The sequence below is a fragment of the Pseudogracilibacillus sp. SO30301A genome (assembly GCF_037072025.1).
Lineage (GTDB): Bacteria > Bacillota > Bacilli > Bacillales > Amphibacillaceae > Pseudogracilibacillus.
Genome location: NZ_JAXHDD010000021.1, coordinates 18115 through 31808, shown reverse-complemented (window position 1 = coordinate 31808; position 13694 = coordinate 18115). Strand labels below are relative to the sequence as shown.

Below are 13694 nucleotides of genomic sequence, written 5' to 3'. Positions count from 1 at the left end.
CCATGGTCTCTTAGCCAAAGAGTTGAAAAAAATCATGCAACTTTTTCACTTGATTATCTTGGTTAGTAGACTGAAAACGGAAAAATCATTAATGATGCAGGTTTTGTTGTTATTCTTTTTTTATCACAACTTGTATGACATGTCCAATTCCTGTATGACGGTAACCTTCTTCACGATTTGCTTCTCCATAATAAAAGTGAAGACATGTATACGGTTCAATCCATGTTAATATACGTTTAGGATCATATAAAAATTGTTCTTTTCCAGGACCACCTGTATTATATTTGATCTGCTCTTTTGAATAAACTTCAAAAATAAAGAGTCCACAGGGCTTTATTGCATTAATCATATTTTTAATAAAATATTCTTGGGTTTTATCCGTAACATGTCCAAAAATCATCATTGCATTATCATATTTTTGTCTCTCCAATTTAATTTTCGTTAAATCGGCTTCCACCGTTTCAATCGTCACATCGTTTTCTTTTGCTAAAACCTTAGTATGTTCTAGACCTACCGATGATAGATCGTAGGATGTTACGGTATGTCCTTGTTTTGCTAAGTAAACTGCATTTCTTCCTTCACCTTCAGCAAAACAGGCTATCTGTGAATGTGGAGCAAATAAAGAACTTTTTTCTTGTATAAAGGCATTCGCCGTTTTTCCATATGTAAATTGATTTTCCGAAAACTGTTTATTCCACTTTTCTTGTGCCATTGACTTTATTCACCCCATCATTTTTAGTAATTCATTATAAATTTCAGTTGTTTCTTTCGGATCCTTCCGATTTAGAATCATATAGTTTTCCTTCGTTTCAATATATAAATAAGGTGCCGAATTTTTTTGGATAAATAAAAGGCCATTGCCGTACGGTGGTTCCAAATTAAAATTACCTTTTAATATGCCCGCAGTTGCAAATCCATTCGTTCTAAAATTCACTTCAGGTAGGGTGTTCATTAACTCAATAGTTTCAATATCAGCGATGTCCCATTCCACTCCGTACATTCCTGTAATTGTAAAGGTTTCATCCTCGATTTTAATATCATTATCAATATATCCAATTCCTGTAATGACAATAATAAAAATTATTGTTACTGTGGAAAAGGCACCAAAAAGCCAAAGCTTCTTTTTTCGTTTATGGGGTACTTCATAGCGCTGAATCCAGACAAGACCTACCATAAGAACGAGAATAAATATTGCAAGACTAATTTCAAAAGCAAATGAAATTGGCAATAGCCCTAGGATAAATGCGACAAATAATAACCAAAATGTTGTTACGAATAATTTATTTAACGCATCTAAATATCCGCTTTGTCTCAAATATTCTTTTTCTTCCTTAGGGCGATTGGAAAAGCCGCTCAATAATGTATGGTCTTGTTTTTTACTAAATAAATAGGTGATTCCTCCATAAATTATTACTGTCCAACCCATTGCAATAATATATATAAGTGTTCCCGTCTTCAAATTTCCACCTACTTTACGAAAAAGGTTCGCCTATAGCAAAAATTGTCAAACAACATTAGTTACGTTTAAATTTACTCTTACGCTTCTTTAGTTGTAACTTTTTTAAGTATAATGCAGATGTTTCATTTGCTTTATTAGTCATGTTTTCGTCAATTGCTAAAATGGTATAACCTGAGTCATTAACATCTAATTGAAACCATGTTCCTTCTTTACTGTCTACCGGTAAGTCATCTTCTTTTACAGTAAATTCATCACCTTTTTCTTCAACTAATATGACAGCAATACCATCTTCAATTCTATCTAATACACCTTTCAATTTATTCACCTCCTACACAAGCTTTTCCTTGCTGTTTTATTTCATCTAGTCTAGCATCACTAATTCCGTTAATTTTTGTCAGTTCATCAACAAATTGGAATGGTCTTAAATTAATGATATCCTTTGCACGTGCTTCACCTATTTGTGTAATTTCCATTAATTCTTCCATGTTCGCTGTATTAATATTAATACAATCTACGTCTACAGGATCTGACTTAGAAGGTTCCTTCTCGCTTTTTGTAGGATCATCGTACCCTTTTTCTACCTTACCCTCTTTCTCAGTAAATACTTCGTAATCTTTCCCATCTGTATGAACGGTAATCGTTCCATGTACATCTGTTCCGAGTAAGTTTATTCCTTTATTTAAAATTAGTTGAACGATTTCATTATGCGGGTGACCATAAGAATTTCCTACTCCAGCACTATAAATAGCATAGGTTGGATCAACGTGATCAAGAAATGCAGGATCACTTGATGTATTAGAACCGTGGTGACCAAGCTGTAAAAAGTCAGCTTCGAGATCATCTATCCGCTGCATTATTTGTCTTTCTTGCTCCTTATATGCGTCTCCTGTAAATACAAATGATATGTTGCCGTAAGTAAGCCGAAGTGATAAGGAGTCTTCATTTAACCCTCCGGATAACTCATTTGGATGTAAAATTTCTATTTCCATTAGACCGACATCATATGATTCGCCAGCTCTTGGTTCATCATAATCCGTGTTACTATTAAGAATTGCTTGCATAACAGTTTGGTAAAGATTTGTATTTGCTGTATTTCCAGACATCCAAACTTCTCCAACTTCCACATTGTCCATGACTTTATCCAATTGTCCTATATGATCAGCATGCGGATGACTGATAATGACTAAATCTATAAAATTAACATTCTCTTTCTTTAAAAAAGAAACAACTTCGTTTCCTTGCCAATCGCCTACATCATATAAAATAGTATACTGTTTCTCTTTATCGCTAAATTGGAATAAGGTAGCGTCACCTTGACCAACATCAATATAATTTACCGTTAGTTCAGGAAGAGATTCTGTTTGTTCTGCATTATTTTGTTCCTTTTCAGAAGGGACATTTTCTGGGAGCGCTTCTGTTGGTTCATTTACAGGATCTGATTCGCTACTAGATATATTTTGAGAAGATTGCTCTGTGCTGTCACAAGCACTTAATAAACAAATAAAAGTTACTATTATGAATAAATACTTACGCATCTTGATGCCGCCTTATCTTTAGAAATAATAATTTAAGCGTAGCAAAACTTTTAGAAAAAAACTATAAAATTCAATTTCTATATAAAAAATCATGTCCAAAATAGAATTATCCTTTAGAGATAATTCCATTTCTCCATTCCTATTGTGCTCTAAAATAGCAAAGTGTCAATATGCAGTTTATTTAATTTCTTGAGATACTACAATAAAAGGTGGGATATGATGGGTAATTATATAAAAAATATTATCGTTTTATTTCTCATAATAATCCAAACTTCAAGTGTGCAGCATCAACCAAGTTTTACAGGTGTAATAGATCGGGTTGAGGAGGGGCATGCAATTCTTTTAATTGAAGATAAAGGGAGACAAATAATAATACCAGTCGAAAAACTACCAGTAAATTATCAAGAAGGAGTGTGGGTTCGTGTTTATGAAGGTAATGATCATGTAAAAGTCACACTTGATCATAAGCGAACAAAAAAACATCGTGATAAAAGTATACTTTTTCGCAAAGAAATAAAAAGAAAGAGTCCTACCTTCATAGAAAGGGTAGAAAACAGGGATAAAAATGAGTAGAATAATGCTTAAAAATAGTTGTATTGGTATGCCGATTTTTACGTAATCTTTAAACTTGTAGCCACCAGCATTCATGACAAGTGCGTTTGTAGGTGAAGCAACCGGAGTTTTGAACACGCACTTATAGTTGTTGTTAATAGATAAAATCAATCAAGACAGCAAAAGGCCCATAATCACCTAATAAATTAATAACAGTGTCATTAATAAATGTAACCCCACTAGTATTTTTCCATTTTTATTGACTGCTAGATCAGAACAATACTATTTTTTCCTAAAGTGAAGACCCTTATAGTTTGATTCAGAAATCTATAATGAGGCGGTATAATCATTTCGGTTATTCCAAATTTTCTTGGAAAAAGGGAGTATATTATCTGTGAAAAAATTGGTACATAAACTTGATAGGTAGAAATGATAGAACAATTAGAATCTAGATATAATTTTAAATTGTATTGAATAGCGTGAGATATTAACGTATAATATCGATACAAGATAAACAAAATTGTGAAAGATACAATAAAGGGGGTTAATTTGTCACGCTTTTATTCTACGAAAATCCTGCTTAAATTCATAAAAAATGGGGGAAGAACAAGTGGAAAAAAATTTGCGTTTATTCATAATGGCTTTTTTAGTCGTTAGTATTAGTGCATTATTAATTGCGTGTGGCGGTGGGGGCTCCGATGATACGGAAACGTCGGAAGAGGCGACCGGTGATGAAATTACGAAATTAGTGGCAGGAACGGATGCTACATATGCACCAATGGAATATATGGACGAAAATGGAGAAATTGTTGGAATTAATATCGATATTGTGAATGCGCTTGCAGAAGAATTAGGAATTGAAATTGAATTTAAAAATATCGGTTGGGAGCCACTATTTCCGGCAGTAGATAATGGAGAAGTTGACTTTGCAGTTTCTTCCATTACCATTACGGAAGAACGTGAAGAATCATATGATTTCACCGACCCTTACTATATCGCTAATCAGCTAATTTTAGTTCCCAAAGATAGTGATATAGAAAGTTTTGCAGATTTAAAAGATAAAAAAGTATCTGCACAAATTAATACGACTGGACATATTGCTGTAAAAAAACTGCTTGGAGAAACAAGTACAAACATTGTTGCGGCAGAAACGATGCCTTTAGCAATCAGTGAAATGATTAATGGCAATGCAGATGCTTCAGTAGGAGATAATTCTACAGTGAACGAATACATTAAAAACAATCCAAACGTTGAAGTTAAAACGATAGAAGACGACGAATTTGAAAAAGAATACTATGGATTGATGGTTAAAAAAGGTAACACGGATGTATTAGAGCTTTTAAATGAAGGAATTAAAAAAATAAAAGAGAATGGTAAACTTGCCGAAATCTCAGGATTTGAAATGGAAGAATAAGCGATGATTCTGTCCGTAACCATTTGCGGACAGTATCTTTTTAACGGTGAAAATTGTCTCTCCACTGTAGGGAATAGGAGGTGTTCATTATAGAAGCGATAAAAGAGTTGATCATGTCGATACGGTTTGACATACTTTGGAATTATAAAGATCTTTTTATTAGAGGAATCTGGATCACATTAGGACTAACTATTGTTGGGTATACATGTGGGGTGTTACTTGGGTTAGTATTCGGTTTAGGTAAGTTATCAAAACGGAAATGGATTCATTATCCATGTAAATGGTATATTGACTTCTTCAGAGGAACACCGTTGCTCGTTCAGATTTTTCTAATTCATTTAGCTGTTATTCCAACGATCTTTGGACATTCGTTAGGCTTCTTTGTTTCGGGTGCACTAGCTCTCATGTTAAATTGCAGTGCGTACAGTGCGGAAATTTTTCGTGCAGGAATTCAATCGCTTGATAAAGGACAAATGGAGGCAGCTCGCTCTCTTGGAATGCCACATGGGTTAGCGATGAAGGAGATAATTTTACCTCAGGCATTTCGCAGAATGGTCCCACCTTTAGGCAATGAACTAATTGCATTACTTAAAGATTCTTCTCTTGTTACAGTCATTGCAGCGACAGATATATTGTATGCAGCAAAAGTTGTAGCGGGTGCAAGTTTCAGAGTTTGGGAACCTTATATTCTAGCGGCAATTTTGTATTTGGTGTTAACTTGGGTTTGTACAAAGCTAATTGCTTACGTTGAAAAAAGATTTAGTACGAGTTATGTTCCGTCAAAGAGACCAAAAGCATTTTCGTTTAGTCGAACGATATCGGACGGAAGGTGAGAAAAATGATAAAAATTGAAGGTCTTGTAAAATCGTACGGTGATCTTGAAGTATTAAAAGGGATCGACTATGAAGTGAAAGAACAAGAAGTAATTTGTATCATTGGTGCAAGTGGATCAGGTAAATCTACATTTCTTCGTTGTATCAATTTACTAGAAGATATTACGGATGGAGCCGTTTATATTGAAGATGTAAAAGTTAATGATTCAGCAACAAATATAAATGAGATTCGTACAGAAGTAGGGATGGTATTTCAGCAATTTAATTTATTTCCACATATGACAGTACTTGATAATATTACGATCTCCCCTATAAAGGTTCGTAAAATGTCTAAAGCAGACGCAGAGGTATTAGCACATGAATTGTTAACGAAAGTAGGACTTAGTGATAAGGCAACGAGTTATCCAGAACAACTTTCTGGTGGACAAATGCAACGGGTTGCAATCGCTAGAGCTCTAGCAATGAAACCGAAGATTATGCTTTTTGATGAACCAACCTCAGCCCTTGATCCTGAAATGGTGAAAGAAGTGCTCGACGTTATGAAACAACTCGCTCATGAAGGGATGACAATGGTTGTTGTAACACATGAAATGGGCTTTGCTCGTGAGGTTGCAGACAGGGTTGTTTTTATCGATGGTGGCTATTTAGTAGAAGAAGGAACACCTGATGAGATCTTTAATAATCCCAAAAATGAGCGAACAAAAGCATTTTTAGGAAAAGTATTATAAGTGCGTGTTCAAAAGGAGGAAAAAAGGACCAAGAAGTTCGAGGCGGCGCAGCTCCCGTCAGCGGAATGTATGCTTTTAAATACATGAGCAAAGATCTGGCACGCAGGAAAAGTGATCTTCTTTTCCAAGGAAACGCTTCTAGCACGTAGAAAAAGTGCTTTCCTTTTTCTAGGAGCGAAAAAGCAAGCATTCGTGCGAAATTCGCAGTGTCATTTTTACCGGACTTTTTGAACATCCTCTATAAAAAACAGTAGGTAACTATTAACTAGTTCACTAGTTTTCGTATAAGCAATTAAAAAAACTCCCGTGAAGCGTAAAAGCTATGATCACGTTATTTAAAATTAATGAATAGCTAAACCCAGTAAATATTTCTGCCTTATTAGAAAAATTCTTTTCTTAAGAAAATTCTATGTTATAATATACAACTATAGATTCGAAAAACTAACTAGGGGGCTAATCATGTATCGAAAACTATTACTTACTTTGTTTCTGAGTGTGTTATTAGGGGTATTGGCTGCTTGCGGTGGATCATCGACAGACAATGAGCAGGATGCATCTGAAAGCGCTACCGAAGAGGGTGCTGAGGCAGAAGGCGATTCAGATGGTAAAGTATATACGGTTGCAACCGATAATGCATACGTACCATTTGAATATTTAGATGAAGAGTCAGGTGAATTAGTAGGATTTGATATCGACTTGATCACAGAACTTGCTAAAGAAGCCGGGATTGAAATTGAAATTGAAACATTGGAATTTGCCGGAATTGTAGCTGGTCTTGGTTCAGGTAAATTTGATATTGGAATTGCAGGTATGACAATTACGGAAGATAGAAAAGAAAATATTGACTTTACCCAGCCTTACTATGAAGCAGGATTGATCCTTGCTGTTACAGAAGAAAATGCAAATGAAATCCAATCGATAGACGATGTGGATGGTAAAGTTGTTGCTACACGTCAAGGTTCTACTAGTCAGAAGTATTTAGAAGAAGAAACAGATGCAACACCAGAAGCTTTCCCAGAAATTGTAGAAGCATATCAAAATGTACTTGCAGGTAGAGCTGACGCTGTTTTATATGACTTACCTAACGTACAATTTTATTCTGAAAAAGAAGCAGGGGGAGAACTAATCACCGTTGGAGAAAAGTTAACTGGTGAAGATTATGGAATTGGTTTTCCGAAAGGGTCAGAGTTACGCGATAAGATAGATGAAGCGTTAACTACGTTAAAAGAAAATGGAACTTATGATGATATTTATGAAAAATGGTTTGGTGAGCGACCTGAAGGAACATAAAATATAACAAAATATAGGCTAGTGAAAAGCGTGATCATCGTGTCACGCTTTTCTATTCTAAGGCATAAATGAGGTGGTAGAAACTATGCAACATATTGTTGGAGTACTTCCCTATTTGTGGGAAGGAATAAAATTAACATTTTTAATAACTGTTGTTGGTGTAGGAATCGGATTTGTTATCGGGGCATTTGTAGGTTTAGGTCGTATATCTAAAAATAAATTTATCTTTTGGCTTTGTACTGTCTATGTCGAAGTTATTCGCGGTACTCCCATTCTTGTCCAAATATTTTTTATTTATTTCGGGTTGTCCGACTTTTATAATTTTGATAAATTAATTGCATCGATTATGGCGATTTCGTTAAATGCTGGAGCGTATATAGCTGAAATCGTTCGTGGAGGTGTACAATCCATTGATAAGGGGCAATTTGAAGCAGGAGATTCAATTGGGCTCACGAAAGCACAAACGATGTGGTATATTATTTGGCCGCAAGCGTTTAAACGAATGATTCCTCCACTTGGTAACCAATTTATTATTAGTTTGAAAGATACCTCTTTATTCTCTGCAATTGCCGTACATGAGTTATTATACCAAGGTCGTACATATGCTTCTACAACGTTTGTTTCTTTTCAACCTTATTTGATGGTAGCACTTTTTTATTTAGCAATTACGATTCCATCTAGTATTATTTTAAGACGTGTTGAACGGAGGCTTGATGTATAATGATCGTAGTAGAAGATCTACATAAATCTTTTGGAGAAAATGAAGTATTAAAAGGGATTTCCAATACAATCGCTGAAAAAGAAGTGGTTTGTGTTATTGGTCCATCGGGTTCAGGTAAAAGTACTTTTTTACGTTGTTTGAATTTATTAGAGGAAGTAACATCGGGTACCATTACGATTGATGGTCAAGAAATAACGAATAAAAATACGAATGTGCCCCAGGTTCGGTCACAAGTAGGCATGGTGTTTCAACATTTTAATCTATTTCCTCATAAGACTGTTCTGGAAAACATCACCTTAGGTCCGTTGAAAGTGAAAAAAATATCCAAGGATGAAGCCGAAAAGACTGCCAGAGAATTACTTGAAAAAGTGGGACTGTCTGATAAGGCGGACGCTTATCCCGGAAGTCTGTCAGGAGGACAAAAGCAAAGGGTTGCAATTTCTCGTGCTCTAGCGATGAATCCTAAAGTAATGTTATTTGATGAACCGACATCTGCACTTGATCCTGAACTTGTCGGAGAAGTTTTGGCAGTTATGAAAGATTTAGCTAAATCAGGAATGACCATGGTCGTTGTCACACACGAAATGGGTTTTGCAAGAGAAGTTGGAGACCGGGTTATCTTTATTGACGAAGGGGTTATTATGGAAGAAGGCGAACCTGTAGAAATGTTTGCAAATCCGAAGAGTGAACGGCTAAAAACGTTCTTGGGACAAATATTGTAAGAGATCGAGAATAGTAGGTGGTCGAGAAACTATCATCAGCCTTTTAAACTTTTTAGTGGAGTTTTTATCGGCTCCTAGGGGAACGTAAAAAGCTCTCGTGTGCCTGAATTTGTACAGTTTTTTCAAAAAAGAAACGGAAGAAGTTCTTGTATGCCATAATTTGTAGATTTTTTTAAAAAAGACCGCAAACTAAACACAATAATATTCCGTGAGCAATTGTGGTGGATATTGCTCACGAAATATTTCTGTCTATTTATCGTTTACCATCAAAAGAGGAGGTTAAGAATAGAAGATAAATAGACACAGTCTATATCAGAAAATTGATAAACAGTTAAATCCGAGACCCAGCTAAATTTTGAAGCTTTTCGATAAATTGAACGGCGCGTTTTTTCTCAAAAACATCACGGTCAAACGGTTTAATTAATCCTACTTTTCTTTTCTCTTTAAGTGTTAAAATTCGCTCAACGGCTTCATTTAAACGATTTTCAGGTATATCTCCTTTTTTTACAGCATCGATAACCTTATCAATAACAGCAATTTGTGTTCTGTACGGCAGAGATAATAAGACGAGATCAACTCCAGAATGAATAGACTTGACGGCATTTTCGGCAATAGTATTCGATGTCTTCTCATCAGAAACTTCTTTCATTAAGACACCTTCAAAGTCTAGCGTTTCCCTAAGTAAACTTTGAATGATCGATCGTCCTTCATTTTCAAAAGAACTAGATAAGAGAATCGCGTCGACATTTTTTTGAATTGCTAAGAAATAAGGATATAGTGTTGAATGGGACATATCATAAGCTTCTGTTAACAGTGTGTCAATAGGTCTATTTTCATTTTCAAGGAAATATTTTGCAACTGCCGAAACGTTTTTCTTTTGGTACCCTTGAATAGATGCGACCCCATGTTTTGCTACAAGATCGATCGAATCACCAAAACTATCTTTTCGACCCTTACTGATATATAAAGATGGGGAAAAATTCATATTTATTCCTAAGGCATGTAGTTCCTCTGCAATCATTTCTGACATTTGTTTTGTATATAGTCGGTTATTTATAATTCCTAATGTTGATTGATCTGGACCTTGAATTACTCCCCTAGTAATACTATTAAACTCTCCTCCACCTTGATTAACGGAGAGTAATAAAGGGAGATCTTTATTTGCATAATGTTGTAAGTCAGTAGATAGTCTATGAAGTTGTCGTGGATTTCTATAATTATCGGTTACATAGCATAGTCCACCGACCTTATATGTAGAGATGAGATTAATTACTTCACCTGCAGGTTTGCTTCCTTCAAAGCTTACCATAAATAATTGTCCGACCTTTTCAGCGATCGACATCTTGTGGACATTCATTTTAAGTAGTCTCCTTTTTAAAACATCTTTATTACGAATGTAATTATAATATAGAATATTCATGTTAAGTGCTATAATATCGTATATTATGAATGTTGGCAATACACCAATTAAGGAAATAGATATTTTTTGAATAATAAAGGAGTGGGGAAATGAGGATTGCTGGTGTTGATATAGGAGGAACCTCTATTAAACTTGGTTTTTTTAACAGTGCTGGTAAAATGTATGATAATATCGAATATGATACAAATAGTCATAAAGGAGGAAATTACATATTACAAAATCTAATCGATAAAATAGAACAATTTGAACAGGTGGATGCTATTGGAGTTAGTACAGCCGGGCAAGTTGATAGAAAAAATGGAATGATTGTCCAAGAATCAGCAAATATTCCTCAAACATCTGGTCTACCAATAAAAGGAATATTAGAGAATCATTTTAACGTTCCGGTAAACGTTGAAAACGATGTTAACGCAGCCGCACTAGGAGAAAATTATTTTGGCGCAGGTAGAGACTATAATGATTTCTTATTTCTAGCGTATGGGACTGGAATTGGAGGAGCAATTGTTGATAATTCAGAACTTTATTATGGAAGGAATGGATATGCGGGAGAGTTTGGACATATGATAACTCATGGTAATGGCTTACCATGTAAATGTGGCTTAAAAGGCTGTTACGAAACATACGCCTCGACTACTGCATTACTTAGAGAAGCGCAAAAGCTTGATTCAGACATCACAAATGGACGAATTATTTTCAAGAAATTTTATGAAAATGACAATCAAATTAAGGAAGTAATTGATAACTGGGTAGAGGAAATCGTAATTGGACTAACATCTATTATTCACATTTTTAATCCAACAACAATCGTAATCGGTGGAGGAATTATGGAACAAGAAGTGTTAATACATATGATTTCTAAAAAAGTAAATGAGATGGTATTGGAAAGTTTCGCAGGAGTAAACATAGTAAAAGCTTCATTAGGAAATAAAGCAGGAATGTTAGGTGCAGTTTCACTCCATGTATAAAAGAAAGGAGAAAAAGATGTCAGCATCTATTTTAATTCAAGATGTAACTATATATACAGAAGATGAAAAGATTGAAAATGGTTTTTTACTACTTAAAGAGGGAAAAATAGTTGAAATATCAAAACATCCAATTTTACTCGATCAAAATAGTGACGATTACTGCTGTATTGATGGAGAAGGATTAATTGCAATACCGGGTTTTATTGACGGTCATATCCATGGAGCTGCAGGTGCGGATACCATGGATGCCAATGAAGGAGCATTGGATACAATTGCTAATTGCTTACCAAAAGAAGGAACAACAAGTTTTCTAGCGACAACGATGACGCAATCTAATGAGAACATCGAAAAGGCATTAAGAAATATTGCACGGTATGGGAATAAACAAGGACAATCTGAAGTTGTCGGAATTCATTTAGAAGGACCATTTATTAATGAAGAAAAAAAAGGTGCGCAGCCAGCAGAGTTTATCAAGACTCCGAATGTGGAATTATTTAACCGTTGGCAGGAAGTAGCTGGAGGGAAGATTAAAACTATTACTGTTGCTCCGGAATGTGACACAGGTAATTTCATATCATATTTAGCAGAAGATGGGCATAACGTATCTGCCGGACACACTTCAGCAACGTTTGAAGAAATTAAGAAAGGAGTAGCCCAAGGTGTTCGTCAATTAACCCACTTATGCAACGCAATGACAGGAGTTCATCATCGCGATATTGGTGCAGTCGGTGCAGCTTTTTTACTAAGTGAGCTAAAAGCGGAAATTATTGCGGATGAGATACATACATCAGAAGAAATGTTACAAATTATTTATAATAATGTTGGAAGTGATCGATTATTAATGATTACGGACGCAATACGGGCAAAATCATTGCCGGATGGTGCATATGAATTAGGTGGTCAGCCTGTTACCGTGTTGAATAGTCGAGCAACTCTAGAAGATGGAACATTGGCTGGTAGCATTTTAAAAATGGATGAAGCGGCAAAAAATATGTTAAAATTAAATGGTGTTACAATTAGAGATATCATTAAAATGTCTGCAGAAAATCCTGCAAAGCAAATTGATATATTTGATCAAAAGGGGAGTATAACAGTAGGGAAAGATGCTGATATACTACTTGTCGATGAAAACCTGGCTATTAAATATACGATTTGTCGAGGGATAATAGCTTACGAGGAGTGAAGGAAATGGAAATTATTAAAGTAAAAGACATGGATGAGTTAGGTCGCAAGGCAGCTGAAATTGTTGTTGATTCGATAAAGGAAATTGAAAATCCAGTACTTGGACTTGCAACGGGTTCAACTCCAGAAAAATTATATGCAAATTTAATTGATAAATGTAAAGCAGGCGAAATTACGTTTGAACAAGCGGTTACGTTTAATTTGGATGAATATGTTGGCTTATCTATTGATGATCCACAAAGTTACCGTTATTATATGGACCATCATTTATTTAATGGGATTGATATAAAAAAGGAAAATACTCACTTATTAGATGGGGAAGCCGAAGATCTTGAAAAAGAATGTCACTCTTTTGAGCAAATGATGAAAAAATCTGGTGAAATTGATTTGCAAATTTTAGGTCTTGGATTAAATGGTCATATCGCTTTTAATGAGCCGGGTACATCTTTTGATGCAAGAACCCATATTGTCGATTTGGATGATTCGACAATTGAAGCAAATTCACGATTTTTTGATCACAAAGAAGATGTGCCGACCCAAGCATTGACAATGGGAATTGGAACGATCATGGAAGCGAAAAAGATCTTGTTTCTTGTACAAGGCGAGAAAAAAGCTGAAATTTTGAAAAAGGTTTTATACGGTGAAGTAACAGAAGAAGTGCCAGCATCTGTATTACAACGTCATCCTAACGTTGTATTAGTAACTGATATCGACATATAAGATTATATCTTTAGATAAGCATTTTGTATTTAAGTACGTGTTCAAAAAGGAGGATAAAAAGGACCAAGAAGTTCGAGGCGGCGCAGTTTCGAGCAGCGGAATGTATGCATTTAGATACATGAGTAGCGGAGAAACAAGCCAACGAAGAAATTC

General features: G+C 35.2%; 15 protein-coding genes. 10 read left to right on the top strand and 5 right to left on the bottom strand.

What is annotated here, in order from left to right:
- Positions 1-109: 109 nt before the first annotated feature.
- From SPD89_RS11635 to SPD89_RS11620, 4 genes are read right to left on the bottom strand one after another with little or no spacing between them, the layout of a single operon-like run.
- A complete protein-coding gene (locus SPD89_RS11635) occupies positions 110-712 on the bottom strand; it encodes a class I SAM-dependent methyltransferase (RefSeq protein ID WP_336262121.1) in 603 nt (200 codons plus the stop codon).
- A 9-nt stretch (positions 713-721) separates the two neighbouring features.
- On the bottom strand, positions 722-1459 hold the full coding sequence (locus tag SPD89_RS11630) for a DUF3784 domain-containing protein (RefSeq protein ID WP_336262120.1): 738 nt from the start codon (positions 1457-1459) through the stop codon (positions 722-724).
- Positions 1460-1514: 55 nt separating this feature from the next.
- Positions 1515-1775, bottom strand: a complete 261-nt coding sequence (locus SPD89_RS11625; RefSeq protein WP_336262119.1) for a DUF3006 domain-containing protein — start codon at positions 1773-1775, stop codon at positions 1515-1517.
- Between the two features lies 1 nt (position 1776).
- Positions 1777-2994, bottom strand: coding sequence for an MBL fold metallo-hydrolase (locus tag SPD89_RS11620; protein WP_336262118.1), 1218 nt, complete (start codon positions 2992-2994; stop codon positions 1777-1779).
- Positions 2995-3213: 219 nt separating this feature from the next.
- Between SPD89_RS11620 and SPD89_RS11615 the strand changes: the two genes are divergently transcribed.
- The 7 genes from SPD89_RS11615 to SPD89_RS11585 all read left to right on the top strand — a co-directional run bounded on the left by SPD89_RS11615 (position 3214) and on the right by SPD89_RS11585 (position 9254).
- Complete coding sequence (locus SPD89_RS11615; RefSeq protein ID WP_336262117.1) at positions 3214-3567, top strand: DUF3006 domain-containing protein; 354 nt, start codon at positions 3214-3216, stop codon at positions 3565-3567.
- Between the two features lie 616 nt (positions 3568-4183).
- Positions 4184-4960, top strand: a complete 777-nt coding sequence (locus SPD89_RS11610; protein ID WP_442961139.1) for a basic amino acid ABC transporter substrate-binding protein — start codon at positions 4184-4186, stop codon at positions 4958-4960.
- A gap of 113 nt (positions 4961-5073) precedes the next feature.
- Entirely contained in the window at positions 5074-5793 is a 720-nt protein-coding gene (locus tag SPD89_RS11605; RefSeq protein WP_336262152.1) for an amino acid ABC transporter permease, read from the top strand.
- 5 nt (positions 5794-5798) lie between these two features.
- A complete protein-coding gene (locus SPD89_RS11600; protein ID WP_336262115.1) occupies positions 5799-6521 on the top strand; it encodes an amino acid ABC transporter ATP-binding protein in 723 nt (240 codons plus the stop codon).
- A gap of 459 nt (positions 6522-6980) precedes the next feature.
- On the top strand, positions 6981-7811 hold the full coding sequence (locus tag SPD89_RS11595) for a transporter substrate-binding domain-containing protein (RefSeq protein WP_336262114.1): 831 nt from the start codon (positions 6981-6983) through the stop codon (positions 7809-7811).
- 85 nt (positions 7812-7896) lie between these two features.
- A complete protein-coding gene (locus SPD89_RS11590; RefSeq protein ID WP_336262113.1) occupies positions 7897-8532 on the top strand; it encodes an amino acid ABC transporter permease in 636 nt (211 codons plus the stop codon).
- Entirely contained in the window at positions 8532-9254 is a 723-nt protein-coding gene (locus SPD89_RS11585) for an amino acid ABC transporter ATP-binding protein (RefSeq protein WP_336262112.1), read from the top strand. The genes SPD89_RS11590 and SPD89_RS11585 overlap by 1 nt, the downstream gene beginning before the upstream one ends.
- Before the next feature lie 331 nt (positions 9255-9585).
- On the opposite strand, the gene SPD89_RS11580 is transcribed toward SPD89_RS11585, so the two are convergent.
- Complete coding sequence (locus SPD89_RS11580) at positions 9586-10611, bottom strand: glycoside hydrolase family 3 N-terminal domain-containing protein (RefSeq protein ID WP_336262111.1); 1026 nt, start codon at positions 10609-10611, stop codon at positions 9586-9588.
- Positions 10612-10763: 152 nt separating this feature from the next.
- On the opposite strand from SPD89_RS11580, the gene SPD89_RS11575 reads away from it, so the two are divergent.
- From SPD89_RS11575 to nagB, 3 genes are read left to right on the top strand one after another with little or no spacing between them, the layout of a single operon-like run.
- Entirely contained in the window at positions 10764-11639 is an 876-nt protein-coding gene (locus tag SPD89_RS11575) for an ROK family protein (protein WP_336262110.1), read from the top strand.
- Positions 11640-11655: 16 nt separating this feature from the next.
- Complete coding sequence (nagA, locus tag SPD89_RS11570; protein ID WP_336262109.1) at positions 11656-12822, top strand: N-acetylglucosamine-6-phosphate deacetylase; 1167 nt, start codon at positions 11656-11658, stop codon at positions 12820-12822.
- Between the two features lie 5 nt (positions 12823-12827).
- A complete protein-coding gene (nagB, locus tag SPD89_RS11565) occupies positions 12828-13541 on the top strand; it encodes a glucosamine-6-phosphate deaminase (protein WP_336262108.1) in 714 nt (237 codons plus the stop codon).
- The last annotated feature ends 153 nt before the right edge of the window (positions 13542-13694 follow it).

What these genes read in the sequence shown, in the direction of transcription:
- SPD89_RS11605 (WP_336262152.1), top strand. Translation starts at nt 5,074, where the DNA reads ATGTCGATACGGTTTGACATACTTTGGAATTATAAAGATCTTTTTATT.
- SPD89_RS11620 (WP_336262118.1), bottom strand. Translation starts at nt 2,994, where the DNA reads ATGCGTAAGTATTTATTCATAATAGTAACTTTTATTTGTTTATTAAGT.
- SPD89_RS11635 (WP_336262121.1), bottom strand. Translation starts at nt 712, where the DNA reads ATGGCACAAGAAAAGTGGAATAAACAGTTTTCGGAAAATCAATTTACA.
- SPD89_RS11610 (WP_442961139.1), top strand. Translation starts at nt 4,184, where the DNA reads ATGGCTTTTTTAGTCGTTAGTATTAGTGCATTATTAATTGCGTGTGGC.
- SPD89_RS11615 (WP_336262117.1), top strand. Translation starts at nt 3,214, where the DNA reads ATGGGTAATTATATAAAAAATATTATCGTTTTATTTCTCATAATAATC.
- SPD89_RS11585 (WP_336262112.1), top strand. Translation starts at nt 8,532, where the DNA reads ATGATCGTAGTAGAAGATCTACATAAATCTTTTGGAGAAAATGAAGTA.
- SPD89_RS11595 (WP_336262114.1), top strand. Translation starts at nt 6,981, where the DNA reads ATGTATCGAAAACTATTACTTACTTTGTTTCTGAGTGTGTTATTAGGG.
- nagA (WP_336262109.1), top strand. Translation starts at nt 11,656, where the DNA reads ATGTCAGCATCTATTTTAATTCAAGATGTAACTATATATACAGAAGAT.
- SPD89_RS11575 (WP_336262110.1), top strand. Translation starts at nt 10,764, where the DNA reads ATGAGGATTGCTGGTGTTGATATAGGAGGAACCTCTATTAAACTTGGT.
- SPD89_RS11600 (WP_336262115.1), top strand. Translation starts at nt 5,799, where the DNA reads ATGATAAAAATTGAAGGTCTTGTAAAATCGTACGGTGATCTTGAAGTA.
- nagB (WP_336262108.1), top strand. Translation starts at nt 12,828, where the DNA reads ATGGAAATTATTAAAGTAAAAGACATGGATGAGTTAGGTCGCAAGGCA.
- SPD89_RS11590 (WP_336262113.1), top strand. Translation starts at nt 7,897, where the DNA reads ATGCAACATATTGTTGGAGTACTTCCCTATTTGTGGGAAGGAATAAAA.
- SPD89_RS11580 (WP_336262111.1), bottom strand. Translation starts at nt 10,611, where the DNA reads ATGAATGTCCACAAGATGTCGATCGCTGAAAAGGTCGGACAATTATTT.